General features: G+C 71.8%; 27 protein-coding genes. 15 read left to right on the top strand and 12 right to left on the bottom strand.

Annotated elements, in window-relative coordinates:
• Nucleotides 1-96 precede the first annotated feature (96 nt).
• The 4 genes from ACFWCH_RS02650 to ACFWCH_RS02635 are packed head-to-tail and all read left to right on the top strand — an operon-like array spanning nucleotide 97 to nucleotide 3,989.
• Nucleotides 97-954: a branched-chain amino acid ABC transporter permease gene (locus tag ACFWCH_RS02650; protein WP_136034062.1), complete on the top strand. Its 858-nt coding sequence runs from the start codon at nucleotides 97-99 to the stop codon at nucleotides 952-954.
• Between the two features lie 2 nt (nucleotides 955-956).
• Entirely contained in the window at nucleotides 957-2,774 is a 1,818-nt protein-coding gene (locus ACFWCH_RS02645; RefSeq protein WP_136034064.1) for an ATP-binding cassette domain-containing protein, read from the top strand.
• Entirely contained in the window at nucleotides 2,767-3,486 is a 720-nt protein-coding gene (locus tag ACFWCH_RS02640; RefSeq protein WP_136034066.1) for an ABC transporter ATP-binding protein, read from the top strand. The genes ACFWCH_RS02645 and ACFWCH_RS02640 overlap by 8 nt, the downstream gene beginning before the upstream one ends.
• A gap of 41 nt (nucleotides 3,487-3,527) precedes the next feature.
• A complete protein-coding gene (locus ACFWCH_RS02635) occupies nucleotides 3,528-3,989 on the top strand; it encodes an ASCH domain-containing protein (RefSeq protein ID WP_247637805.1) in 462 nt (153 codons plus the stop codon).
• A gap of 44 nt (nucleotides 3,990-4,033) precedes the next feature.
• Here the strand turns inward: ACFWCH_RS02635 and ACFWCH_RS02630 are convergent, their stop codons facing one another.
• From ACFWCH_RS02630 to ACFWCH_RS02620, 3 genes are read right to left on the bottom strand one after another with little or no spacing between them, the layout of a single operon-like run.
• Entirely contained in the window at nucleotides 4,034-4,516 is a 483-nt protein-coding gene (locus ACFWCH_RS02630) for a nuclear transport factor 2 family protein (protein ID WP_247982247.1), read from the bottom strand.
• Nucleotides 4,513-5,046 (bottom strand): nuclear transport factor 2 family protein, encoded by a 534-nt coding sequence (locus ACFWCH_RS02625; protein ID WP_247982246.1) that lies wholly within the window; start codon nucleotides 5,044-5,046, stop codon nucleotides 4,513-4,515. The genes ACFWCH_RS02630 and ACFWCH_RS02625 overlap by 4 nt, the downstream gene beginning before the upstream one ends.
• Nucleotides 5,043-5,876 carry an SDR family NAD(P)-dependent oxidoreductase gene (locus ACFWCH_RS02620; RefSeq protein WP_136034075.1) on the bottom strand — a complete coding sequence of 278 codons (834 nt, stop codon included), beginning with the start codon at nucleotides 5,874-5,876 and terminating at the stop codon, nucleotides 5,043-5,045. The genes ACFWCH_RS02625 and ACFWCH_RS02620 overlap by 4 nt, the downstream gene beginning before the upstream one ends.
• A 72-nt stretch (nucleotides 5,877-5,948) precedes the next feature.
• Here ACFWCH_RS02620 and ACFWCH_RS02615 point away from each other — a divergent pair, with 72 nt between their 5' ends.
• Nucleotides 5,949-6,767: an SDR family oxidoreductase gene (locus ACFWCH_RS02615; RefSeq protein WP_378802850.1), complete on the top strand. Its 819-nt coding sequence runs from the start codon at nucleotides 5,949-5,951 to the stop codon at nucleotides 6,765-6,767.
• Entirely contained in the window at nucleotides 6,764-7,984 is a 1,221-nt protein-coding gene (locus tag ACFWCH_RS02610; RefSeq protein WP_378802849.1) for an acetyl-CoA C-acetyltransferase, read from the top strand. Before ACFWCH_RS02615 ends, ACFWCH_RS02610 begins: the two co-directional genes overlap by 4 nt.
• A gap of 15 nt (nucleotides 7,985-7,999) precedes the next feature.
• Here the strand turns inward: ACFWCH_RS02610 and ACFWCH_RS02605 are convergent, their stop codons facing one another.
• Both ACFWCH_RS02605 and ACFWCH_RS02600 read right to left on the bottom strand, forming a co-directional pair.
• Nucleotides 8,000-8,431, bottom strand: coding sequence for a hypothetical protein (locus ACFWCH_RS02605; RefSeq protein ID WP_378802848.1), 432 nt, complete (start codon nucleotides 8,429-8,431; stop codon nucleotides 8,000-8,002).
• 72 nt (nucleotides 8,432-8,503) lie between these two features.
• Entirely contained in the window at nucleotides 8,504-10,105 is a 1,602-nt protein-coding gene (locus tag ACFWCH_RS02600; RefSeq protein ID WP_247637801.1) for an AMP-binding protein, read from the bottom strand.
• A gap of 110 nt (nucleotides 10,106-10,215) precedes the next feature.
• Here ACFWCH_RS02600 and ACFWCH_RS02595 point away from each other — a divergent pair, with 110 nt between their 5' ends.
• Entirely contained in the window at nucleotides 10,216-10,827 is a 612-nt protein-coding gene (locus ACFWCH_RS02595) for a TetR/AcrR family transcriptional regulator (RefSeq protein ID WP_136034085.1), read from the top strand.
• A 12-nt stretch (nucleotides 10,828-10,839) separates the two neighbouring features.
• Here the strand turns inward: ACFWCH_RS02595 and ACFWCH_RS02590 are convergent, their stop codons facing one another.
• Together ACFWCH_RS02590 and ACFWCH_RS02585 are read right to left on the bottom strand one after the other, a co-directional pair.
• Nucleotides 10,840-11,613, bottom strand: coding sequence for a CoA-transferase subunit beta (locus ACFWCH_RS02590; RefSeq protein WP_136034087.1), 774 nt, complete (start codon nucleotides 11,611-11,613; stop codon nucleotides 10,840-10,842).
• Complete coding sequence (locus ACFWCH_RS02585) at nucleotides 11,610-12,476, bottom strand: CoA transferase subunit A (RefSeq protein WP_378802847.1); 867 nt, start codon at nucleotides 12,474-12,476, stop codon at nucleotides 11,610-11,612. The genes ACFWCH_RS02590 and ACFWCH_RS02585 overlap by 4 nt, the downstream gene beginning before the upstream one ends.
• A gap of 90 nt (nucleotides 12,477-12,566) precedes the next feature.
• On the opposite strand from ACFWCH_RS02585, the gene ACFWCH_RS02580 reads away from it, so the two are divergent.
• Both ACFWCH_RS02580 and ACFWCH_RS02575 read left to right on the top strand, forming a co-directional pair.
• Nucleotides 12,567-13,301 carry an SDR family NAD(P)-dependent oxidoreductase gene (locus ACFWCH_RS02580; protein WP_205812726.1) on the top strand — a complete coding sequence of 245 codons (735 nt, stop codon included), beginning with the start codon at nucleotides 12,567-12,569 and terminating at the stop codon, nucleotides 13,299-13,301.
• On the top strand, nucleotides 13,298-14,176 hold the full coding sequence (locus ACFWCH_RS02575; protein WP_378802846.1) for an aldo/keto reductase: 879 nt from the start codon (nucleotides 13,298-13,300) through the stop codon (nucleotides 14,174-14,176). Before ACFWCH_RS02580 ends, ACFWCH_RS02575 begins: the two co-directional genes overlap by 4 nt.
• Here ACFWCH_RS02575 and ACFWCH_RS02570 read toward each other — a convergent pair.
• Nucleotides 14,158-14,619 (bottom strand): VOC family protein, encoded by a 462-nt coding sequence (locus ACFWCH_RS02570; protein WP_136034090.1) that lies wholly within the window; start codon nucleotides 14,617-14,619, stop codon nucleotides 14,158-14,160. The genes ACFWCH_RS02575 and ACFWCH_RS02570 overlap by 19 nt on opposite strands.
• 44 nt (nucleotides 14,620-14,663) lie before the next feature.
• On the opposite strand from ACFWCH_RS02570, the gene ACFWCH_RS02565 reads away from it, so the two are divergent.
• Genes ACFWCH_RS02565 through ACFWCH_RS02555 form a run of 3 tightly spaced genes read left to right on the top strand, consistent with a single transcriptional unit; the run spans nucleotide 14,664 to nucleotide 16,461 of the window.
• Nucleotides 14,664-15,404: an SDR family NAD(P)-dependent oxidoreductase gene (locus ACFWCH_RS02565; RefSeq protein ID WP_378802845.1), complete on the top strand. Its 741-nt coding sequence runs from the start codon at nucleotides 14,664-14,666 to the stop codon at nucleotides 15,402-15,404.
• Nucleotides 15,404-16,021, top strand: a complete 618-nt coding sequence (locus ACFWCH_RS02560) for a gamma carbonic anhydrase family protein (RefSeq protein WP_136034094.1) — start codon at nucleotides 15,404-15,406, stop codon at nucleotides 16,019-16,021. The genes ACFWCH_RS02565 and ACFWCH_RS02560 overlap by 1 nt, the downstream gene beginning before the upstream one ends.
• Nucleotides 16,018-16,461 carry a nuclear transport factor 2 family protein gene (locus ACFWCH_RS02555; RefSeq protein ID WP_378802844.1) on the top strand — a complete coding sequence of 148 codons (444 nt, stop codon included), beginning with the start codon at nucleotides 16,018-16,020 and terminating at the stop codon, nucleotides 16,459-16,461. The genes ACFWCH_RS02560 and ACFWCH_RS02555 overlap by 4 nt, the downstream gene beginning before the upstream one ends.
• A 20-nt stretch (nucleotides 16,462-16,481) precedes the next feature.
• Here ACFWCH_RS02555 and ACFWCH_RS02550 read toward each other — a convergent pair whose 3' ends face one another.
• Genes ACFWCH_RS02550 through ACFWCH_RS02535 form a run of 4 tightly spaced genes read right to left on the bottom strand, consistent with a single transcriptional unit; the run spans nucleotide 16,482 to nucleotide 20,588 of the window.
• Nucleotides 16,482-17,594 carry an acyl-CoA dehydrogenase family protein gene (locus ACFWCH_RS02550; RefSeq protein WP_378802843.1) on the bottom strand — a complete coding sequence of 371 codons (1,113 nt, stop codon included), beginning with the start codon at nucleotides 17,592-17,594 and terminating at the stop codon, nucleotides 16,482-16,484.
• Nucleotides 17,594-18,559 carry an acyl-CoA dehydrogenase family protein gene (locus tag ACFWCH_RS02545; RefSeq protein WP_378802842.1) on the bottom strand — a complete coding sequence of 322 codons (966 nt, stop codon included), beginning with the start codon at nucleotides 18,557-18,559 and terminating at the stop codon, nucleotides 17,594-17,596. Before ACFWCH_RS02545 ends, ACFWCH_RS02550 begins: the two co-directional genes overlap by 1 nt.
• Nucleotides 18,559-19,728, bottom strand: a complete 1,170-nt coding sequence (locus tag ACFWCH_RS02540) for an acyl-CoA dehydrogenase family protein (RefSeq protein WP_136034102.1) — start codon at nucleotides 19,726-19,728, stop codon at nucleotides 18,559-18,561. Before ACFWCH_RS02540 ends, ACFWCH_RS02545 begins: the two co-directional genes overlap by 1 nt.
• Nucleotides 19,725-20,588 (bottom strand): enoyl-CoA hydratase, encoded by an 864-nt coding sequence (locus ACFWCH_RS02535; protein WP_136034104.1) that lies wholly within the window; start codon nucleotides 20,586-20,588, stop codon nucleotides 19,725-19,727. Before ACFWCH_RS02535 ends, ACFWCH_RS02540 begins: the two co-directional genes overlap by 4 nt.
• A 109-nt stretch (nucleotides 20,589-20,697) precedes the next feature.
• On the opposite strand from ACFWCH_RS02535, the gene ACFWCH_RS02530 reads away from it, so the two are divergent.
• Genes ACFWCH_RS02530 through ACFWCH_RS02520 form a run of 3 tightly spaced genes read left to right on the top strand, consistent with a single transcriptional unit; the run spans nucleotide 20,698 to nucleotide 23,821 of the window.
• A complete protein-coding gene (locus tag ACFWCH_RS02530) occupies nucleotides 20,698-21,864 on the top strand; it encodes an acyl-CoA dehydrogenase family protein (RefSeq protein WP_136034106.1) in 1,167 nt (388 codons plus the stop codon).
• Nucleotides 21,861-22,649: an SDR family oxidoreductase gene (locus ACFWCH_RS02525; RefSeq protein WP_136034109.1), complete on the top strand. Its 789-nt coding sequence runs from the start codon at nucleotides 21,861-21,863 to the stop codon at nucleotides 22,647-22,649. The genes ACFWCH_RS02530 and ACFWCH_RS02525 overlap by 4 nt, the downstream gene beginning before the upstream one ends.
• Nucleotides 22,650-22,669: 20 nt before the next feature.
• Nucleotides 22,670-23,821, top strand: a complete 1,152-nt coding sequence (locus ACFWCH_RS02520; RefSeq protein WP_136034111.1) for an acetyl-CoA C-acetyltransferase — start codon at nucleotides 22,670-22,672, stop codon at nucleotides 23,819-23,821.
• Nucleotides 23,822-23,839 lie beyond the last annotated feature (18 nt).

Here is a 23,839-nt window from a genome sequence, read left to right as displayed (position 1 = left end):
GACCACGGCCGGCGGCTCGGATCCCCCGCGGATCCGAGCCGTCGGCACACGGAGCCCGCCGCCTCGAAGCCACAATGATGGAAGGACCCGACCGCAATGACCATCATCTGGTCCGGCCTCGCGCTCGGTGCGATCTACGCACTGGTGGCGATCGGCTACAACATCGTCTTCCTCTCCCAGAAGACCTTCAACTTCGCCCAGGCGGCGCTCATGATGCTCGGTGCGTTCCTCGCGTACGTCGGCATCGTCGTCTGGGGTCTGCCCTGGTGGCTCGTCGCGATCGGCGCGGCCGTGATCGTCGGCGGGATCGCCGCGCTGGAGGAGCGCGTCGCCATCCGACCGGTGAAAGACCCGCACAACCTGCTCGTCACCACGCTCGGCGCGTCGATCATCATGGAAGGCGTCGCACAGGTGATCTGGGGCGGTGAGCCCAAGCGTGTCCCCTTCTTCATGGGCGACCAGGTGCTCGAGTTCCTCGGCGGCCGCGTGTACCCCGTCGAGATCGCCCTGATCGTGCTCGTGATCGTGCTCGTGGTGGTGCTCACCCAGTTCGCGAAGCGGAGCATGACCGGCATCGCCCTGCTCGGCATGAGCGAGAACCGGGAGGCGGCCCAGCTGCGCGGCGTGAACGTGCGGCGCTTCGCCCTGCTGGCCTTCATCTTCACGGGGGTGCTCGCCGGGTTCCTCGGCGTCTTCGTCGGGCCCAAGACCTACGCGGTCGCGACCCTCGGCGCCTCGCTCGCGCTCAAGGGCTTCGTGGTGCTCGCCATCGGCGGCTTCGGGTCGCTGGGCGGCGTGCTGGTCGGGGGGCTGATCGTCGGACTCGCCGAGGCCCTCGCCACGCGCTACATCGGCGCGGACTACGCGGGGCTGACGGTGTTCTTCATCCTGATCGTGATCCTGATGGTCAAACCGACGGGGCTCTTCACCCGTCGCGTGGAACGGACGGTGTGACCATGGCCGCTCTCTGGCTGAAACTGCGTGCCGTCCCCGGGTGGCTCTGGCCGCTCGCCATCGGCGCGGTGCTGCTCGTGCTGCCCTTCCTGGGGCTCAACTACGGCGCGACCCGGCAGATCGAGCTCACGCTCATCCTCGCCCTCATCGTGCTCGGCCTGAACCTCTCGCTCGGCTACGCCGGCGAGCTCGCGATGGGTCAGGTCGCCATGTACGCCGCCGGTGCCTACGCGGCGGGTCTCGCCAACAAGGCCGGCGTGACCGACATCTGGCTGCAACTGCTGATCGGCGGAGGGGCCGCCCTGATCGTCGGCCTGATCTCCGGCATCCCCGGGCTCCGGCTCGGCAGCTGGTCGCTCGCGATGACCTCGTTCTTCCTGATCCTGATCGTCCCCGACGTGCTGTCGATCTTCAAGGAGGAGACCGGCGGTCGCAACGGCCTGGCCGGCATCATGCCCGCGACCTCCTTCGGGCAGATGATCGACGGGCGGACGTACTACGTGCTGATCGTCGCGATCGCGATCGTCGTGTTCGCCCTCATCCGCAACCTCGTCGTGTCCGACCACGGCACCGCCCTGCGCGTGCTCAAGCAGAGCCCCGTGCTGGCGTCGTCCATGGGCATCTCGGTCTTCCGCGCCAAGCTCACCGCGTACGCGATCGGCGCGGTGCCGGCCGGCATCGCGGGCGTGCTGTTCGCCAACCTCGACCTGTTCATCTCGCCGGAGGCGTTCGCGTTCTCCTTCGCGATGACGGTGCTCGCGGCGTCGATCTTCGGCGGATCCGCAAGCATCTACGGGGCGCTCATCGGCGCGGCCGTGCTGCAGTTCGGCATGAACCAGTCGACGAACTTCAGCAAGTTCGGCCTCATCATCTCCGGTGCGTTCCTGCTCATCGGAGGGGTCGCATTCACCGGCGGTCTCTCCGGGCTCGTGCGCAGCCTCGTGCGCAAGGCCGACATCGCTGCGAAGCGCAGGGTCGGCATCGAGCCCGTGCCCGCAGCCCCGGCCGACGTCGAGAGGCTCGACGGCGCCCTGCTGCGCACCGACGGTGTCTCGAAGGCGTTCGGTGGCAACCAGGCGCTCTCGAAGGTCTCGATCGAGGCGGCGCCGGGCGCGGTCACCGCGATCATCGGGCCCAACGGCTCGGGCAAGACCACGCTGCTGAACATGATCTCGGGGTTCTACCGCACCGACGCCGGCACGATCGAGCTCGACGGGCGGCCCATCCAGGGGCTCTCGTCGTATCGGGTCGCGCGGGCCGGAGTGTCGCGCACGTTCCAGACCCCCAACATCCCCGAGAAGCTCACCGTGTTCGAAGCCGTGCAGGCCGGGTGCTACGCGACCGAGCGCGCCAGCGTGTTCGCGTCGGTGCTGCGCCTGCCGTCGTTCTGGCGGGCGCGTCGGGAGAACCGCGCGGCGGCCGAACGTGCCCTGGCACTGGTCGGGCTGAGCGCGCAGCGCGACGAGCCGGCCGACTCCCTCCCGCTCGGCAACCGCCGCCTGCTGGAGGTCGCCCGCAGCCTCGCGGCCTCGCCCCAGGTCGTGCTGCTCGACGAGGTCGCCTCCGGCCTCGACGAGGACGAGCTGGAGGTGCTGGAGAGCCTGGTGCGCCGGCTGCGCGACGCCGGGATGACCGTGATCCTCGTGGAGCACAACTTCCAGCTGGTGCTGCGTCTCGCCGACGACATCTACGTGCTCGCCCAGGGCGCGGTTATGGCGCACGGCACACCGGAGCAGATCGAGAGCAACCCGCGCGTGATGGAGGAGTACCTCGGCGTCACGGCGGAGACCAACGCGGCGGGAGGCGGCGACCATGAGTGACGTGCTGCTGGAGGTGTCGGCGCTGCAGACCGGCTACGGCGACCTGACCGTGGTGCGCGACGTGTCGCTCACGGTGCGGTCGGGAGAGATCACGGTGCTGCTCGGTCGCAACGGCGCCGGCAAGACCACCACGCTGCGTGCCATCACCGGATTGAACCGGGTCACGGGCGGGTCCGTCTCCTACCTGGGGGCGCCCCTCGCCGACGCGCCGCACAAGCGGGTCGCGCGCGGGATCTCCTACGTGCAGGAGGGCAAGAAGGTCTTCCGTGAGCTGACGATCGAGCAGAACCTGATCCTCGGCGGCTTCTCGCGACGCCTCGGCAAGCGCGGCCTCGCCTCCTCGGTCGACGAGATCTACCAGCTGTTCCCGATCCTCGGCAGCAAGCGGGCCCTCCCGGCTGCGAGCATGTCGGGCGGACAGCAGCAGATGCTCGCGATCGGGCAGGCGCTCATGGCGAAGCCGAAACTGCTGATCCTCGATGAGCCGAGCCAGGGCCTGGCCCCCGTGATCGTGAAGGAGGTCATGGAGCGGGTGCACGAGCTGAAGGCGACCGGCATCGGCATCCTCCTCGTCGAACAGGCGGTGCAGGAGTCCGTCGCGATCGCCGACGAGGTGGCCGTGATAGAGATGGGCCGCACGACGCTCGCGGGCGCCGCGGCCGACGTGTCCCTGGAGGATCTGCAGCGGGCGTACTTCGGCGCGGTCGCGTGACGGCAGGCGGTCCCGGGGGTGTCCGCCGCTAGTCTGGGCGGGTGGATGACGGTGCGGGGATCGAGCAGTACTGGCGCGACGCGAGGGCGGCGCTGCCGCACCTTCCCGAAGCGGTGCCGGAGGCATGGGCGTTCGGTGCCACCCCGGCGCACGCCGACGAGCTGCTCGCGCTGGTGCTCGCCGGTGTGAAGGTCGGCACCGCGTCGTCGCTGTGGGACTACGAGGCAACCGGCGACCCGCTGCCCGAGGTGGGCGAGTTCAGCATCATCCTCGACGGACGCGGGGAGCCGCGCGCCGTGATCGAGACGACCGCGCTCGAGGTCGTGCCGTTCGACCGGGTCGATGCCGCGCACGCCTTCGCCGAGGGGGAGGGCGACCGCACGCTGGAGCACTGGCGCGAGGTGCACGAGCGCTACTGGCGCACCCACTCCGAGAACCCGCGTGGCTACGCCCCGGACATGCCCGTGCTCTGCGAGCGGTTCCGGCTCGTCCTCCCCGTCTGACAGGGGCCACGCCTGACCGTGATCTCGCCCGACCTCCGCTCGGATCAATCCGGCAGCACGGCCGCGGGCGGATAGCCGAGCACCGTTGTCTGTTCGCGTCCGAACGCCGTGGTGACGCGGTGGGCGATGCGCCAGCGACCGTCCACCCGGCGATACGCCACGTCGTAGTACCCGCGCATCGCCACGCGGGGTGCGCCCGGGTCTGCCGGGTGGTCGCCGTGGAACTCGAGGTGCACGCGGGCGGTCGCCCGGTCGCCGTCGAACCGCAGCTGCGGCAGGTGCAGGAAGTGGATGCCCGAGAACGGGGCGTCGCGGCAGAACGCCTCCAGCGCAACACGACCCTGTACGAACGTGACGGGCGGCGCGTCGCCTACGGGCCGGGACTGGTACACCCCGTCGTCCGTGAAGAGCGCGCTCCACGCGGCGCCGTCGCGTTCGTCGAACGAGCGCGCGTACGTCGCCTCCAGGTCGATGAGCTCCAGGCGGTCCTCCAGCAGCCGCAGCCGCCGTTCGATGTCCGCGGTCATGTCATCCTCCTCGCGCTCTCGGCTGTCGTCCGCACCCGCTCCCGGAACGCGGTGGAGGGGTCGTCCGGTCCTCGCCGTCCGCGTGGGCCGTCGCCCTCGGGATCGCGCAGGCGCCCGGCATCGGACCGGGTCCAGTCGCGCACCGCGAGGCGCTCGACGATCCGCCAGCCGTCCGGGTCGCGGCGCAGGTGGTCGAGGTAGCGGAAGCCGCTCGTGAAGTTGCGGGTCTCGTCTTCGGCCGGGGATCCCCAGTGCACAGCGGTGCCGGAGGTCTCCGCGTACGCGTGGTCGCCGAGCAGCTCGACCGTGTGGTTGGCGGTGAGGTGCGCAGTGCCGTCGAAGACCGCGGTCCGTTCGCGCAACCAGGCCACGTAGGCGTCGGCGTCACCGGAGAAACCGGTGTGGTGGTCGACGCCGTCCGTGGCATACACCGCACGCACCGCGCCCCAATCCGCCCGGTCGACCGCAGCACAGTAGCGGAGCACGAGGGCGTGGATCTCCTGACGATCGACCAGCTCCGCGAGGTTCATGCTCGATCCGGCAGGTTGGTCCAGCCGCGGCCCTCCGCGCGGCCGTACCAGCCGGAGGCGGCGAGCGTGCCGCCGTCGACCGGAATGGTGTGTCCGGTCACGAAGGCGGCGTCGTCGGAGGCGAGGAACGCCACCACGCCCGCGAAGTCCTCCGGTCGACCGAAGCGCCCGGCAGGGAGCCAGGAGCGCAGCAGAGCGGGGTCGCGTCCGGCGAGCATCAGCTCGGCCGGTGTCTGAGGGGTGTCGGCGAGGTCGGGGGCGATCGCGTTGACGCGGATGCCGGAGGGGCCGAGCTCGACCGCCAGGCTCTTGGTGAAGGCGGACACGCCGGCGTTGTAGGCGGAGTACACCGCGTTGCCGGGGATGCCGCGGAAGGCCTCCACGGTGGACACGTTCACGATGCTGCCGCGGCCGGCCGCGATCATTCCGGGCAGCAGGGCGTGCGTCACCGCGAACACGTGCCAGAGGTTCAGCTCGTGCAACCGCTGCCACTGCTCCGGTGGGCTCTTGGCGAAGAATGACTTCGCGGGGCGGAAGTCGCCGACGTTGTTGACGAGCACCTCCGCATGACCGTGCTGCTCCTGAACGTGGGCCGCCAGGCGGGCGACCGTGTCGTCCCGGGTGATGTCGCCGACGAGCGCGGTGCAGCTCCCGCCGTCTTCCTCGATCTCCGACGCTGTCGCCTCAGCGGCGTCGGCGTCGATGTCGACCAGCACCACGTGGTCGCCCTCAGCGGCGAAGCGGCGGCTGATGCCGCCACCGATGCCGAGCGCACCGCCGGTGACGACGATCGTGCGCGGAGAGCGGGGAGGTACGTCTTCGTGACCCATGCAACAAACCTAGCATTTGGTTGGTAGCATGGACAGGCCGTCGCACCGGAGCGCGGTACGGAGGAGTGCGCAGTGAGTCTGGTCATCGATTTCGCGGGGAAGGTCGTCGCGGTCACCGGCGGCGGTCGCGGTGTCGGCCGGGGCGTGGTCGACGCGTTCCTGGACGCCGGGGCCGAGGTCGAGTTCTGCGGGCGCTCCGAGCCCGACGGGGTTCCCGAGCGCGACGGGCGCCGCGCTTCCTTCCGCCCCGTCGACGTGCGCGACGCGGCGCAGAACGAGGCGTGGATCCGCGACGTGGCCGAGCGCCACGGACGGCTCGACGTACTCGTCAACAACGTCGGCGGCTCCCCCTTCGGCCGGTTCGAGGCGGGCTCGCCCCGCTACTTCCAGGCGATCACCGAGATCAACTTCCTCTCGGCCGCCGTCGCCACGCGCGCCGCGTTCGAGCCTCTGCGCGCAGCGAAGGGCAGTGTCGTCAACATCACCTCGATCAGTGCGCGCCGTCCGAGTCCGGGCACCGCCGTCTACGGGGCGGCCAAGGCGGCACTGGAGAGCCTGACCCGCAGCCTCGCCGTCGAGTGGGCCCCCGAGATCCGCGTCAACGCGGTCAGCAGCGGGCTCGTGCACACCGAGAGCGCCGCCGATCACTACGGCACGCCCGAGCAATACGCCGAGATCGCGCGCACCATCCCGCGCGGACGTCTCGCCGACCCCGCCGAACTCGGGGCCGTGTGCGTCGTGCTCGCCTCCCCCCTCTCCGCGCACCTCACCGGTGCCGTGATCCCGGTCGACGGCGGCGGCGAATGGCCGGCCTTCCTCGCCCACACCCCGAACGCCGACATCGTGCGGCAGGCCGACAGCCTGCCCGACTCTGGAGGAACCCCCTCATGACCGAAGCCGTCATCGTCTCCGCCGTGCGCTCGCCCATCGGCCGCGCGTTCAAGGGCAGCCTGAAGGACATGCGCGGCGACGACCTCGCGACGCAGATGGTGCGCGCCGCCGTGGAAGCCGTGCCGGGACTCGACCCCGCCGAGATCGACGACCTGATGATGGGGTGTGCGCAGCCGGCCGGTCAGCAGGGGTACAACATCGGCCGCATGGTCGCGCTGCAGCTCGGGTGGGACGGCGTGCCCGGCGCCACCGTCAACCGCTACTGCGCGTCCTCGCTGCAGACCACTCGCATGGCCTTCCACGCGATCAAGGCAGGCGAGGGCGACGTGTTCGTGTCGGCCGGGGTCGAGGCGGTGTCGCAGTTCGGGTCCGGCAAGGCCGACGGCATGCCCGACACCAAGAACCCGCGGTGGGCCGACGCCGCTGCCCGCACCGCCCGGGACGCGCAGGACCCGGAGTTCGTGTGGTCCGACCCGCGCGCGCGCGGCGAGCTCGCCGACATCTACATCGCGATGGGCGAGACCGCCGAGAACGTGGCCTCGTTCCGCGGCGTCTCCCGGCGCGACCAGGACGAGTGGGCCGTGCTCAGCCAGAACCGTGCCGAGGCCGCGGCCGCCCGCGGCTTCTGGCAGAAGGACATCACTCCCGTGCGTCTGACCGACGGCACGCTAGTCTCGGCCGACGACGGCCCCCGCGCGGGGGTGACCCTGGACGGCATCAGCGGGATGCAGCCCGTGTTCCGCCCGCACGGCACCGTGACGGCCGCGAACTGCTGCGCGCTGAACGATGGGGCGGCGGCGCTCGTGGTCATGAGCGACACCCGAGCCGCCGAGCTGGGGCTGACCCCGCTCGCTCGCATCGTGTCGACCGGGGTGTCGGCGCTGTCGGCCGAGATCATGGGGCTCGGTCCCGTGCAGGCCGTCGAGCGGGCGCTCGCCCACGCCCGCATGAGCATCGGCGACATCGACCTCCTGGAGATCAACGAGGCGTTCGCGGCCCAGGTCGTGCCGTCCATCGCGGACATCGGCATCGATCCGGAGCGCGTGAACGTCAACGGCGGCGCGATCGCCCTCGGCCACCCCTACGGCATGACGGGTGCGCGCATCACGACCACGGCGATCAACGCGCTGCGGGAGCGAGACGAGCAGTTCGCGGTCGAGACCATGTGCACCGCGGGTGGCCAGGGCATGGCGATGGTGCTCGAGCGCCTGAGCTGAAGCCCCGGATCCCGGTCAGGCCTCTTCGGCCTGGAACACGAGGCTGTGATCCTCGCTGCCGCCGTCGCGCAGCACCGTGAGGGTGAGCGTGGTGGGCCACGCCGCGGCGACCGGGAATCCCTGCACCCCCGCCGCGATGGTGGCGGACGAGCCGGGCGGGACCGTCGTCGAGCCCGTGGTGGGCCCGGTAATCCAGTCCAGCTCGGGTGACACCGCGACCGACCACGTCACGGTGATCGGCGTCGTCCCAGGGTTGCCGACCACCGCTCCCGGCCAGGTGAAGGTCGCGCGGTCGATGGTGACGGGCAGCATCTGCACCGCCGGGCGCGCGGTGGACGCCGCCGCCAGTGGCGCCGCGCAGGTCACCGCCACCACCGGTACCGTCCACACCGCCGCCCGCATCGCCGTGCGTCGCGTGATCCCCGCCGATCGGTCGTGTCCCCGCATCCCCGTCCTTCCCCGTGGCCGACCTCGAAGGCTACCGGCCGGGGGTCGCGCGGGCCAATCGACCGCGGCGGGTCAGGCGCGGTCGCGGAGCTCGGACTTGAGGATCTTGCCGGTGGCGTTGCGGGGGAAGTCCTCCACGAGCACGAACTCGCGCGGCACTTTGAAGTTCGCCAGGTGCCGGCGGCAGAAGGTCTCGAGTTCGGCGGCGTCGGGGCGCGGTTCCGCGTTGTGCAGCAGCAGCACGTAGGCGCGGCCGACGGTGCCGAGCCGGTCGTCGTCCACACCGATCACGGCCGACTCGTTCACCGCCGGGTGCTTGCGCAGCGCGTTCTCGACCTCGGCGGGGTACACGTTGAAGCCGCCGACGATGAACATGTCCTTCAGGCGGTCGGTGATCTTGAGGCAGCCGTGCTCGTCGAGACGGCCGACGTCGCCGGTGTGGAACCAGCCGTCCGCGTCGAGCACGGCGTCGGTCGCGGCCGGGTCCTCGAAGTAGCCGAGCATCACATTGGGGCCGCGCAGCAGGATCTCGCCGTCCACGTCGACCCCCGCGTCGTTCCCCTTCTCGTCCACGACCCGGATCTCCACGCCCTCGACCGCGGGTCCGGTGGTCTGGGCCGTGTGCTCCAGCGACTCGCCGGGGCGGGAGAGGGTGGCGACGACGCACTCGGTGAGGCCGTACGCCTGGGCCACGGTCTCGAAGCCGAGCACGTTCACCATGTCGTGGAAGAGCGTCGCGGGGGCGGCCGTGGCCCCGGCGATCGCGAACCGCAGCGACGACAGGTCGTACTCGCTGAGGCGGGGGTGGTCGAGCAGCGATGTGAAGATGGTGGGCACGCCGGGCAGCACGCTGATGCGGGCGGACTGCACGAGGTCGAGCAGGCGGTCGGCGTCGAACACGGCCAGGGGGTAGATCGTGGTGCCGGCCATGAGCGACGTGATCATGCCCGCCTTGTAGCCGAAGCCGTGGAAGAAGGGGTTCACGACGGCGTAGCGGTCCTCCGGCGTGAGGCGGGCTCCGAGGCCCCAGGCGCGCGCGACCGACAGGGTCTGCCGGTGCGCGCTGAGCACGCCCTTGGGCACGCCCGTGGTGCCCGAGGTGAACAGCACGTCCATGATGTCGTCCGGACCGACCGCCGCGGCAGCTTCGGCCACCCGTGACGGTGCCACGGCTCCACCGCCGGCGAGGAAGGCGTCCCACGACAGCAGCCCGCCGGCACCGTCGCCGTCCAGGCAGACCACGGTGCGGAGGTGCGGGAGCCCGGGGAACACCGGGCCGTCCCCGCCGCGCTCGGCCGCTGCATCGCGCAGCATCTCGCTGTAGGACTTGCCGAGGAAGCCGTCCGCCAGCACGAGCGCGGTGGCGCGGGAGCGGGCGAGGATCTCGGCGGCTTCGTGACCCGTGAAGCGGGTGTTCAACGGCACGACCGCGATCCCGACCAGCTGGGCGCCGAGCATCGCGAGGATGAACTCGTACCGGTTGGGCGCCCAGAGACCGATGCGGTCGCCGGGCGCCACGCCCTGCGCCAGGTAGGCGCGGGCGACGTCCTCCACGCGGTCCCGCAGCTCGGCGTAGCCGATCGTCACGTCGCCGTCGACGATGGCGGGGTGATCGCCGAGCGCCGCCATCTCCGTGAGGAGGGCGGGGACCGTGGTGGCTTCCGAGACTGTCATGGACGTCCTTTCCCAGATCATGCGTACACTCCGAAGGGATGTTTCGGGAAACCGCTCGCATGCGGCACACTTGAGCAAGCGCTTGTGAGATTTTCTGTGAAGGAGCAGCAATGGCAACGACCAAAAGCGGAGGCCGCCAGGAGCAGAGCTCCGAGCGGCGCGATCAGATCCTCTCGATCGCCGCGCGCCTGATCGCCAAGCGCGGGTACTCCGCGACCACGGTCCGCGACATCGCCGACGAGGCCGGCATCCTCTCCGGAAGCCTCTACCATCACTTCTCCTCCAAGGAGGCGATCCTCCAGGAGATCCTGGGCAGCTTCATGACCGGGCTGCTCGATCGGTTCGAGGAGATCGTGGCCGAGGGCGGCAGCCCCCGCGACATCCTCGACAAGCTCATCGCGCACGCCTTCACGACGATCGAGAGCCAGCCCGACGCGGTCGGCCTCTACCAGAACGAGCTGTCGTTCCTCGGCCGCCAGCCCGGCTTCGAGTTCCTGCGCGAGAACAGCGAGCGCATCGAGGAGCTGTGGCTGTCGCAGATCCGTGAAGGGCAGAAGGTCGGCGTGTTCCGCGACTCCATCGACGCGCCCATCGCCTACCGCTTCATCCGCGACGCCGTGTGGTCCACGGTCGCGTGGTACCGGCCCGGCCGCGGGCACACCGCCGCCAGCCTGACCGACAACTTCCTCGACCTGCTGCACAAGGGCCTCCTCTCCGACTGAGCGGAGCCCGCGTCAGTCTGCGACCTCGCGGCTGCGGGTGCCGCGCGGGTCGAGCACGTCGCGGATCAGCCGCAGCTCCTCCGCGTCGGGCGTGCGCGTGAGGGGTGCGGCGCTCGCATCCAGCGCGAAGCCGGTGCTGTCCGCCACGAGCTGCGGGTCGACGCCGGGGTGCACCGAGAGCACCGTCACGATGCCGTCCGCGTCGAAGCCGAGCACGGCGAGGTTGGTGACGATCACGCCGAGGCGGTGGTGCTCCAGCCCGGCTTCGGCCGCACGGTCGGTGCCGACACCCGACACCATGTCCACCGACTCCACGAACACGCGGGGGCTGTGCCGGGCCACCCAGTAGTCCACACGGTGGTTGGCCGTGTTGCCCGGAGCCCCGCGCACGCCGATCAGCTGCTTGGTGGGGCGGTCCCAGTCGCCGATGAGCGAGATGTTCTGGTTGCCGTGCCGGTCGATCTGGCTGGCGCCCATCATGCTCTGGCGTCGGCCGGTCGCGAGGATGTCGAAGATGCGGCGGAACGGCGCCCACCCCTCGATCGTCGGTGCGGGGGCTGCGGTGTCGCCGGGCATCGGCGGACCGCTGAGGAAGAAGGCCTCGCCGTCGCTGAGCACCAGGTCGGGCGCCGTGGTGAGCTTGGCCAGACGGGCGCCGAGGGACGGGATGATCCCGACGGCGTGGGCGAGCACCTCGCCGGAGTCGCGGTAGGTGTCGGCGCAGGCCGCGACGCAGACCTCGGCGGTGGTGGCGACGGTCGCGGGCGTGGGGGCGACGGTGGTCATGACTCTCCTCGGTCGGCGTGGAAGCGGGCGACGGCGGCGTGGTACCCCGCCTCGTCGCTGTGCAGGTACGTGCGCGCGAACTCCGCCCACGCGTCGGGGTCCTTGGCGGATGCGGCGTAGTGCTTCTGGAACGCCTCGTCGCGGTCGTAGTCGGGCGCGCACGTGGTGAAGTGCGCCCCGCGTGGTGCCTCGACCACGGCGGAGGCGTAGAGGCGGCTGAACAGCAGCGTGTGGAACGAGCCCTCGTCGAGCAGTGCGGCGGTCGGCACGACCTTCTCGGCCGAGACGATCGTGCGCTGCGCGGCCATCGCGAACAGGTCGTCGAAGTACGGGTCGGGGCCGAGGTACTGCGCGTTGCCCTGCGGGTCGGCGCGGTTCACGTGCACGAGGGCGACATCGAGGGGGAGCGCCGGCATCGCGACGTACTCGGCGTCGGAGTAGGGGGAGCGGACGGTGCGCAGCCGAGGGTTCGCCGGGAGCACGTCGGAGCCGAGGCCCGCGCGGATCGGGAGGAAGTCGAGGCGGGCGTTCGAGGCACGCAGCCCCGCGACGAACATCCCCTCGTCGTACTCCTCGACCTCGATCGCCCCGCGCTCGCGCGCCCGCGTGAACAGCGGATCGAGCGGGATGCTGTCGAGCGACACGAAGCCGTAGACGAGGCGACGGATGCGCCCGGCCTCGGCGAGCAGCCCCACGTCGGGGCCGCCGAAGGCCACCACGGTGAGGTCGGTGATGTCGCGGCGCAGGATCTCGCGCACCAGGGCCATGGGCTTGCGCCGCGACCCCCACCCGCCGATGCCGACCGTCATCCCGCTCTCGAGGGTGCCGATCGCCTCCTCGATGCTGACCTGCTTGTCCGCCATTCCCGCTCCTTCGCGCGACCGACGCTAAACCTAGCGCTTGTTTGGGAATCACAGTAGCATGCCCGGGAGGGCGAGCAGCGAGGGAGCTGGATGATGCCGGAGCAGGCGCAGGATCGACCCGCCGACCACGTCGTGGTCACCGGGGGAGCGAGCGGGATCGGCGACGCGGTGGTGCGGCTGCTCCGCGAGCGCGGACTCACCGTGACGGTGTTCGACCTGAGCCCGAGCGCCCACGACGACGTGAGCTCCGAGGCGGTCGACCTGCGTGACGAGGCGGCGGTCGAGGCCGCGATGGAACGCGCCTGGCAACGCGCGCCCGTGGGCGGCGTGGTCGTGTGCCACGGAATCCGCGGGGCGTACATGCCCGCGCTGGAGATCGGCCTCGACCGGCTGCGGCTGCTGTACGACGTGCACGTCGTCGGGGCGCTCGCCGTGTCGCGGGCCCTCGTGCGGCGTCTCGATGGAGAACCAGGGTCGATCGTGATGGTGTCGTCGACCACGGCCTATCGCGGCTGGGCGAACCAGGCCGACTACGGTCCGGCGAAGGCGGCGGAGCGGCAGCTGATGGAGAACCTCGCGGTCGAGTGGGCGCCGCTCGGCGTGCGCGTGAACGCGGTCGCCCCCGGCCACACGCTCACCCCGATGGTGCAGGAGCTGGTGGCCGGCGGCTACGACCTCGCCGCGGTCGAGCGCCGCACGCCGCGCGGCCGTCTCGCCGATCCCGAGGAGATCGCCGCCGCGATCATCTGGCTGCTGCGCGATGCCACGCACGTGATCGGCCAGTGCCTGCCGGTGGATGGTGGCTGGACGGTCGTGGGCCGATGATGCCGCAGCGCGCGCTCGGCGACCTGCGGGTCTCGGCGCTCGGGATGGGCGCGATGACGCTCACGCAGACCCCGGAGTCGGATGTCGAGCGGGGCGTCCGCGCCGTGCACGCCGCGGTCGATGCCGGCATCACGCTGTTCGACACCGCCGACTCGTACGGACCGTCGAGCGAGATGGGCGTGAACGAGCGCGCCCTCGCCGCGGCGCTGCGCCGGCACCCCGACGCGAGGGACCGCGTGGTCGTCGCCACGAAGGGCGGCCACACGCGCGGGCCCGCCGCGACGTGGTGGGTGGACGGCACGCCCGCGCATCTCGCCGCCGCCGCGCGTGCCTCGGCGCGGCGTCTCGGACTCGACGCGCTCCCGCTCTACCAGCACCACCGGCCCGACGTGCGCGTGCCCTATGCGGACTCGATGGGGGCCCTGCGGCAGCTGGTGGACGACGGGGTCGTGGTGCGGGTCGGGGTGTCGAACGTCGACGTTGCGCAGCTCGACCTCGCCCGGGGCGTCCTCGGCGACGCGCTCGTGAGCGTGCAGAACGAGTACAGCTTCCTGGAGCGGTCGAGCGAGCCCGTGCTGCGGCGCTGCGAGGAGCACGGCCTGGCGTTCCTCGCGTGGGGTCCGCTCGGCGGCATGCGCCAGGCGAAGGCGCTCGGCGGGGCGGCGGCGCCCGTGGCCGAGGTGGCGGCGCGCTCCGACGTCAGCCCGCAGCGCGTGGTGCTGGCGTGGCTGCTCGCACGATCGCCCGTGCTGATCCCGATCCCCGGTGCGAGCCGGCCGGAGAGCGTGCGGGATTCCGTCGCGGCGGTCGAGCTGACGCTGGACCCCGCCGACCTGCGGCTGCTCGACGGCGCCGGTCAGGCGGTGCCGGGATGAGGCTCCTGCAGCAGCTCGACCCGCACGTCGTCGGGCCCGAGCACGTACACGTAGCGGAAGCCGTCGAGCGGTCCGGCCGTCGCGGTCATGACCGCCGAGAGCGGGTGGTGGCCGAGCTCCGCCAGCCGCGCGAGGCTCTGCGCGATGTCGGGCACCGTGATCGCGGGGTGGGCAGCGCCGATGTGGCCGTTGTGCGGGTCGATGCGCGCAGCGTCGACCCCGCGGTACTCCGCGAGCTCCAGGAAGACGCCGTCGTCGAGCCGCACGAACGTGAGCAGGATCTCGGCACCGGGGCGTCCGGTTGCGGCCTCGACCGCGGGGCCGCTCTTGACCAGGGGGCCGGTCACCGTGCCGCCCGTCGCGGCGGCGTAGAACGCGGCGGCCGCCGCCGTGTCGCTCACGGTGATGCCCATGTGGTGCAGGCGCGGCATGCCGTCTCCCATCTCTCAAGCAAACGTTTGTTCGATCACTATCGCGGAGGAACCCCATGAGTGCAACACCCGTCATCGACCTGACCGGACGCGTCGCCGTCATCACCGGCGCCGCCGGAGGGCAGGGCCGCTCGCACGCCGCTCTGTTCCACGAGCTCGGCGCCGACCTGGTGCTGACCGACCTCGACGGGGCGGCCGTGCAGGAGGTCGCGACCGCGTACGGCGATCGCGCGATCGGCCTCGCGCACGACGTCTCCTCCGCCGACGCGTGGGGCGCGGTCGCCGAGGCTGCGCGCGAGCGGTTCGGCCACGTGGACGTGCTGGTGAACAACGCCGGGTTCTGCCCCGAAGGACCGCTCGCGGAAACGGCCGAGCGCGTCATCCGTCTCACGCTCGACGTGAACCTCATCGGCCCCATGCTCGGCGTGCAGGCGCTGCTCCCGCTCCTGGGCGACGGCGGCTCGATCATCAACATCGCCTCGACGGCCGGGGTCGCCGGCTACGCCAACCGCGTGCCCTACTCGGCGTCGAAATGGGGGCTGCGGGGGGTCTCCCACGCGCTGGCCCGCGAGCTGGCGGGCAGCGGCATCCGCGTGAACACCGTGTGTCCCGGCGCCGTCGACACGCCCATGATCACCGAGGACACCCGGGCGGGGGTCGGGTTCATCTCACGCATCCCCATCCCGCGCGCGGGCCGGCCCGAGGAGATCTCGGCACTCGTCGCCTACCTCGCGAGCCCGGCCAGCAGCTACTGCACCGGACAGGACTTCGTCATCGACGGCGGTCAGGTCGCCTGATGCCGTCGTACGCGTTCGACGGCGTGGTGCCGGTGGTCGACCCGACCGCGTTCGTGCACGAGACCGCGAGCCTGATCGGTGACGTCGTGATCGGTCGCGGCTGCTACATCGGACCCTTCGCGAGCCTGCGCGGAGACTTCGGTCGCATCGTCGTGGGGGAGGGGTCGAACGTGCAGGACTCGTGCGTCATCCACGCGTTCCCCGGTGCGGACGCGGTGCTCGACCCGCACAGCCACGTCGGCCACGGTGCGGTGCTGCACGGCTGCCGCATCGGGTCGTTCGCGCTGATCGGCATCGGGGCCACCGTGCTCGACGGCGCCGAGATCGGGGCGGACGCGCTGCTGGGCGCAGGTGCCGTGGTCACCGCGGGCACCGTGATCCCGCCCGGGTCGAAGGCGCTTGGAGCCCCGGCGCGGGTGGTCGGGCTCCTCGACGACGACGCGCAGGAGTGGAAGCGGAACGGCGTGCGCATCTACCAGGAGCTCGCCCGGCGCAGCCGTGAGACCCTGGTGGCGGTGGAGCCGCTGCCGGCTGCGGAGCCTGACCGCCGACGCACCACCTGGGCCGCGGACGCCGCGACACCGCTGCACCGTCGACGCGCGGAGGGACCCCGGTGAGCACGGCCGAGTTCGCGGACTGGCTCGACATCACCCGCACGATCCTGCGGTACGGGCGCTACGCCGATCAGCGGAGGTTCGCCGACATGGCGTCGTTGTTCGTGCCGGACGGGCGGATGCTCCTGTATCGGCCGCGTGCCGATCACCCGGCCGAGACGCCGCGGGGGACGGCGGAGCTGGTCGCGGCGTTCGAGGCCCTCACGGCCTTCGTGGCGACCAGTCACGCGCTGTCTCCGAGCGATGTGGAGGTGCGAGGCGACACCGCCCGGGTGCATACGGCCTGCCTGTCGCACCACATCCGCGAGACCTCGGAGGGACGCATCCGCTTCACCCTCGCCGACCGCTACGACGACGACCTCGTGCGGGTGGACGGCCGCTGGCTGTTCCGCGAGCGCCGCAAGTACACCGACTGGACCGAGACCACCCCGCTCCGCCGCTGAGGCCGCCGCCAGGGCTGCGGTCAGAGGCGTGCGAGGGCCCAGGGCTCGGCGGCGGCGCGGAGCTCGCGCGGGGTGCCGAACAGGGTGCCGAGGGCGTGCGCGCGCTTGAACACCAGGTGCGCGTCGTGCTCCCACGTGATCGCGATCCCGCCGTGCAGCTGGATCATCTCTCCCGCGACCCGGGTGAGCGCTTCCGAGCACACGGCCTTCGCGATCGTGGCCAGCTCCGCGCGGTCGGGGGCGCCGGACGCGAGGGCGTCGGCGGCCGCGCGCGACGCGGTGCGCGCCACCTCCACCCGCACGTGCAGGTCGGCCATGCGGTGCTTGAGCGCCTGGAACGAGCCGATGGGTCGTCCGAACTGCACCCGCTGCTGCGCGTAGGCCACGGTGTCGTCGAGGGCCCGCGCCGCTGTGCCCGCCTGCACCGCCGCGACCGCCGCGAGCGCGAGCGCCCGCACGTCGTCGAGCACGGCGGGATCGCCGTCGCCGAGCGGACGGGCAGGGACCCCGTCGAACCGGAGGGTCGCGAGCCGCAGGGTCTGGTCCATCGTCGGGTCGTCCTCGCGCGCGACCGCCGCGACGTCGAGCACCTCGAACAGACGCGGGCCGTCGGCGGTGCGGGCCACCGCGACCAGCACGTCGGCGGGCAGCCCGTCCAGCACGAAGCCCGCCGTGCCGGTGAGCGTCCACGCCTCCCCGTCGGCCTCGGCGTGCACGTCGATGCGGTCGGGGGCGAAGCGTCCGGACGGGTTGGCCCACACGAGCGCCGCCGCCGACGATCCCTCCGCGATGCCGGGCAACAGTCGGGCGGACGCCTCCGCATCGCCCGCGGCCAGGATCGCCTGCGCCGCGATCGCGACCGAGCCGAGGTACGGCGACGGCGCGAGCGCGTAGCCGATCTCCTCCAGCGCCAGCTGCGCCTCCCGCAGTGTGAAGCCGGCGCCGCCGTGCTCCTCGGGGACGGCCATGCCGGCGATGCCGATCTCCTCGCAGAGCAGACGCCACAGGTCGGCGTCGAACCGTTGGTCCGACTCCAGGGCCCGACGCGTCGCCGCACTGTCGGCGCGTTGGCTCAGGATCCCGCGCACGAGGGCGACGAGCTCCTGCTGATCCTCATCGGGTTCGAAAGACATCACCGCTCCTTCGGAAGGATGTCGCGGGCGATGCGCGCCCGATGGAAATCCGGCGTGCCCCACGCCGCGGACAGCGCGGGCGCGAGGCCCAGCCAGATCCGCAGCGTGTGCTCGGCCGTGTAGCCGATCGCGCCGTGCACCTGCAGCGAGGTGCGCGCGGCGCGCAGCGCGGCGTCGCCCGCGGCGACCTTGGCGGCCGACACCGCCCGGTCCTCGTCGGGCTCGTCGGCGCGCAGTGCCGCGTTCCACACGAGCGGCCGCGCGAAGCTCAGCGCGATCCGCGCATCCGCCAGCTGGTGCTTGAGCGCCTGGAACTCCCCGATCGGACGGCCGAACTGTTCGCGCACCTTCGCGTACGACACGGCCTCCGCGAGCAGCCGCTCTCCCGCGCCCACGAGCAGCGCGGCGGCGGCGAGGGCTGCTTCGTTCAGGGCCGCGTCGAGGGCGCCGGGCACGAGCGGGGTCGAGGCTCCCGTGGGGGAGAGCCGGGCGAGACGCCGGGTGGGCGCGACCGAGGTCAGCTCTGCGCCCGGCTCGCCCTCGTGCAGCGCGTCACCGCGGACGAGGTAGCGGTGCGTGGCCACGGCGGCGTCCACGGCGGCGGGAGCGACACCGTCGACCGCCGCGGTGGCGATGGCTCCCGCGGCGAGGGCCTGCCGCGTCCCGTCGTCCACCAGGGAGGGCAGCAGCGCGACCGTCTCCAGGTAGGGGCCGGGCACGCCGTGGTAGCCGAGCCGCTCGAACACCACCACCAGGTCGCCGAGGGTGCCGCCGAAGCCGCCCGCCTCCTCGCTCACCCGCAGCCCCAGCAGCCCGAGCTCGGCGAACTGCGCCCACAGGGCGAGCCCGGGGGCGGTGTCGCCGTCGGCCCAGGCACGTGCGACGTCGGCGCCGCCCGCGCCCTCCACGATCTCGTCGATGGCCTCCGCGAACGCGGTCTGTTCTTCCGTGGGCAGGAACCGCATCAGGCGCGCCTTCCGTCTCCGCCGCGGGGGAGTCCGAGGATCCGCTCCGCGATGATGTTCCGCTGCACCTCGTTGGTGCCCGCGTAGATGGGACCGGCGAGCGCGAACTGGTAGTCGTCGACCCAGCGCCCGCCGTCGACCGCCGACTCCCCGCGCAGCTCGGACTCCGGTCCCAGGATGCGCAGCGCGGTCTCGTGGATGTGCACGTCGAGCTCCGACCAGAACACCTTGTTGATGCTGCCCTCCGCGCCGACCGCACCACCGTCGAGCAGGGTGCTCACGGTCTGCCACGTGAACAGCCGGTAGGCCTCCGCGCCGATCCAGGCGTCCACCACGGCGTCATCCTCGCCGGTCGCGCCCCGCTCGGACTGCAGTGCGATCAGGCGGTCGGTCGCGGCGAGGAACCGTCCCGGCGCCCGCAGCGACAGTCCGCGCTCGTTGCCCGCGGTGCTCATGGCCACGCGCCATCCGTCGCCGGGAGCGCCCAGCACGTCCTCATCGGGCACGAACACGTCGTCGAAGAAGATCTCGGCGAACCCGGTCGTGCCGTCGAGCTGGGCGATCGCCCGCACCGTGATGCCCTCGGCGTCCATCGGGAACAGGAAGTACGTCAGGCCGCGGTGCCGCTGCGCTTCGGGGTCGGACCGGAACAGGCCGAACCCGCGGTCGGCCCACACCGCGCGCGAGCTCCAGATCTTCTGGCCGTTGAGCACCCATCCGCCGCGGTCGTCGTCGCGGCGGGCGGTGCTGCGGATCGCGGCGAGGTCGCTGCCCGCTCCGGGCTCCGACCACGCCTGCGCCCAGATCAGCGAGCCGTCGGTCATGGCGCGCAGGTACCGCTCGTGCTGATCCGGGGTGCCGTGCTCGAACAGGATCGGCGCGAGCAGGGAGATGCCGTTCTGCGCCACCCGGGTCGGGGCGCCCGCGCGGTAGTACTCCTCCTCGAACAGCACCCACTCCGTGATTCCGGCGTCGCGGCCGCCGTACTGCTCGGGCCAGGAGACGACGGACCAGCGGCCCTCCGCCAGCTCGGCCTCCCACGCGCGGTGCGCCGCGAAGCCCTCGGCCGTGTCCATCGAGGGCAGCGGTGTGGACGGCACGTGCTCGGTGAGCCAGGCGCGCGCCTCCGCGGCGAAGGCCTCCTGCGCGGGGGTGAGGTCGAGGTTCATCGGGATGCTCCGTCCGCGGTGTCGGCCTTGATGGTGCGCACGTCCACGCCGCCGAGGGAGTCGCCGCCCACCTCGGCGTTGTGCGCGTGGGCGGCGTGGTGCAGCCCGAACACGGAGTCCATGCCGGGGCGCAGGCCCTGCAGATCCTCCGCCTGGTTCACGGCCTTCTTCGCGAGGGCGAGCCCGAGTCGGGGCATGCGGCCGATGCGCTCGGCGAGCTCGAGCGTGCGCTGCTCCAGCTCGGACGACGGGACGACGTGGTTGACCATGCCGAGTTCGTGCGCGCGGGCGGCGGGCATCCGGTCGCCGGTGTACAGCATCTCCTTGGCCGCGCGGGGGTTGGTCACCCAGGGGTGTGCGAAGTACTCGACGCCGGGGATGCCCATCGCGACGACCGGGTCCTGGAAGAACGCGTCGTCGGAGGCGACGATGAAGTCGCACGACCAGGCGAGCATGAGCCCTCCGGCGATGCAGGCACCCTGCACCATCGCGATCACGGGCTTGGGGATCTCGCGCCAGCGGCGGCACATCCCCAGGTAGACCTCGGACTCGCGGGCGAAGCGGGAGTCGACGCCCTGGGCTCCGACGTGGTCCCACCAGATGACGGCCCTGCGCTCGAAGCTCTGGTCGATGTCGCGCTCGGGGGTGCCGATGTCGTGCCCGGCGCAGAAGTGCTTCCCGTTCCCGCCGAGCACGATGACCTTCACGGCGTCGTCGTCCACGGCGCGGGTGAACGCGGCGTCGAGGGCGTAGGTGACCTTCGAGTTCTGGGCGTTGCGATACTGGGGGCGGTTCAGCCGGATGATCGCGGTCGCGCCGCGCACCTCGTAGGTGACCACGGCGTCCGAGTCGTCGGTCATGGCGGGTTCCTCTCTGAACTCCCGGGAGCGAAACCAAACAATCGCTTGGTTTAGTTTGATACTATACGGGAACGGTCCGCCGAAGACCACGACTCGATGAGGAGCACAGATGGACGCGACGCAGCACGACGCGGACGAGCGATTCCGCGCCGAGATCCGCGGCTGGCTGGAAGAGAACCTCACCGGTCGCTTCGCCGCGCTGCGCGGCCGCGGCGGCTCCGGTCGCGAGCACGAGGACTTCGAGGCGCGCCTGGAGTGGAACCGGCACCTGGCCGCTGCGGGGTGGACGTGCGTGGGCTGGCCGGTCGAGCACGGCGGCCGCGGACTCAGCATCGCGCAGCAGGTCATCTTCCACGAGGAGTACGCCCGCGCCGACGCCCCCGCCCGCGTGAACCATCTGGGGGAGGAGCTGCTCGGCCCCACCCTCATCGCGCATGGCACGCCCGCGCAGCAGGCCCGCTTCCTGCCGCGCATCGTCGCGGTCGAGGAGCTGTGGTGCCAGGGCTACTCGGAGCCGGGCGCCGGATCCGACCTCGCCGCGGTGGCGACCAAGGCTCAGCGCACGGGCGACGAGTGGTCCGTCACGGGGCAGAAGGTGTGGACGTCCCTCGCGCAGCACGCCGACTGGTGCTTCGTGATCGCCCGCACCGAACCGGGATCGAGCCGCCACCAGGGTCTGTCGTATCTGCTCGTGCCGATGGACCAGCCCGGCGTCGAGGTGCGCCCGATCCTGCAGCTCACCGCGACCAGCGAGTTCAACGAGGTGTTCTTCGACGACGCCCGCACCGATGCCGACCTCGTCGTAGGCGGCGAGGGGAACGGCTTCCGCGTCGCGATGGCGACCCTCGGCTTCGAGCGCGGCGTCTCCACCCTCGCGCAGCAGATCGCGTTCCGTCGCGAGCTCGACGCCGTGATCGAGACGGCGCAGCGCACCGGCGCGATCGACGATGCCGTGATCCGCGACCGCCTCGTGCGCGCCCGCATGGACCTGGAGGTGATCCGCCAGCACGCCCTCCGCACGCTCGGCGGTGCCCAGGGCGACGGCGCCTCCGTCGCGAAGCTGCTGTGGTCGAACTGGCACCGCGCGCTCGGCGAGCTCGCGATGGAGGTCGCCGGACCCGAGGCCCTGCGGGTCGGCGCGGACTACGCGCTGGACGACCTGCAGACGCTGTTCCTGTTCAGCCGCGCCGACACGATCTACGGCGGTTCCGACGAGATCCAGCGCACCGTCATCGCCGAGCGCGTGCTCGGCCTACCCCGAGAGGCCCGCCCATGAGCTCTTCCGCCCCCGCCTACGTCCCCGGTCACGGCCTGCTCGACGGGAAGCGCGTCGTCATCACGGCCGCCGCCGGAGCCGGCATCGGTCAGGCCGCCGCGGTCCGCTGCCTGGAGGAGGGCGCGGCGCTCGTGGTGCTCGGCGACACGCACGCCGGCCGCCTCGCCGAGACGCAGAGCGAGCTGGGTGACCGTTTCGGCGCCGACCGCGTGCGCACCGCCGTGTGCGACGTGACCGTCGAGGACCAGGTCGCCGCCCTCCTCGACCTCGCGGAGGACGGCGGCGCGATCGACGTGATGATCAACAACGCCGGGCTCGGCGGGTCGGTGTCGATCCTCGACATGACCGACGAGCAGTGGGACAGGGTGATCGACGTGACCCTCACCGGCACGTTCCGGTGCCTGCGCGCGGTCGGCCGCCGCATGGTCGCGGCGGGCACGGCCGGCGTCATCGTCAACAACGCGTCCGTGATCGGCTGGCGCGCGCAGGTGGAGCAGGCCCACTACGCCGCCGCGAAGGCCGGCGTGATGGCGCTCACCCGCAGCGCGGCGATGGATTTCGCGCCGCACGGCATCCGCGTGAACGCCGTGTCACCGAGCCTCGCGATGCACCCGTTCCTGGAGAAGGTCACCTCGCCCGAGCTGCTGGAGCAGCTGAAAGCGCGCGAGGCGTTCGGCCGGGCCGCGGAACCCTGGGAGGTCGCCAACGTCATGGTGTTCCTCGCCAGCGCATACTCCTCTTATATGACCGGCGAGGTCGTCGCCGTCAGCAGTCAGCACGCGTGAACCCGGAGAGAAGGAACACCATGGCAGAGGCATACATCGTCGACGCGGTCCGCTCGCCCGTCGGGAAGCGGGGCGGCTCGCTGTCCGGCATCCACCCGGCCGACCTCGGCGCGCACAGCCTGAAGGCGCTCGTGGAGCGGACGGGCATCGACCCTGGCGCGCTCGACGACGTGATCATCGGCGCGACCGACACGATCGGAGGACAGGCGGGCAACGTGGGTCGCTCCGCCGTGCTCGTCGCGGGTTTCCCCGAGCACGTGCCCGGCGTCACGATCGACCGGCAGTGCGGTTCGAGCCAGCAGGCCGTGCACTTCGCCGCGCAGGCCGTGATGAGCGGGACCAGCGACCTGGTGATCGCCGGCGGTCTGCAGAACATGTCGCAGCTGCCGATCTCCTCGGCCATGGTGGCCGGCGAGGCATACGGCTTCACCACGCCGTTCGCCGAGTCGCCGGGCTGGCAGGAGCGCTACCCCGGGCAGGAGATCTCGCAGTTCGTCGGCGCGGAGATGATCGCCGAGAAGTGGGACATCACGCGCGAGGAGATGGAGCGGTTCGCGCTGGAGAGCCATCAGCGGGCGGCCAGAGCGCAGGACGAGGGTCGGTTCGACGGCGAGATCGCCCCGCTGAACGGGCTCGACCGCGACGAGGGCGTGCGCCGCGACACCTCGCTCGAGCGTATGGCGGGCCTGCAGACGCTCACCCCCGGCGGACGGCTCACGGCTGCCGTGGCCTCGCAGATCAGCGACGCCTCCAGCGCGGTGCTCGTCGCGAGCGCGCAGGCGGTGAAGGACCACGGGCTCACGCCCCGCGCGCGCATCCACCACCTGTCGGTGCGCGGCGACAGCCCGGTGTTCATGCTCACCGCGCCGATCCCCGCCACGCGGTACGCGATGGAGCGCACGGGCATGAGCCTCGACGACATCGACCTGTTCGAGGTGAACGAGGCCTTCGCGTCGGTCGTTCTCGCCTGGATGCGCGAGACCGGGGTGCCGCACGAGAAGGTGAACGTGAACGGGGGCGGCATCGCCCTCGGTCACCCGATCGGCGCGACGGGCACCCGTCTCATGACGACGCTGCTGAACGAGCTCGAACGCACCGGCGGTCGCTACGGTCTGCAGACCATGTGCGAGGGCGGCGGTCTCGCCAACGTCACCATCATCGAGCGCCTCTGAGGCTGCGCATCCGGGCCT

The organism is Microbacterium sp. NPDC060132, assembly GCF_042729675.1.
Lineage (GTDB): Bacteria > Actinomycetota > Actinomycetes > Actinomycetales > Microbacteriaceae > Microbacterium > Microbacterium sufflavum.
Note: the sequence above shows the minus strand (reverse complement) of the source record. Positions and strands in the feature narration are given on the sequence as shown.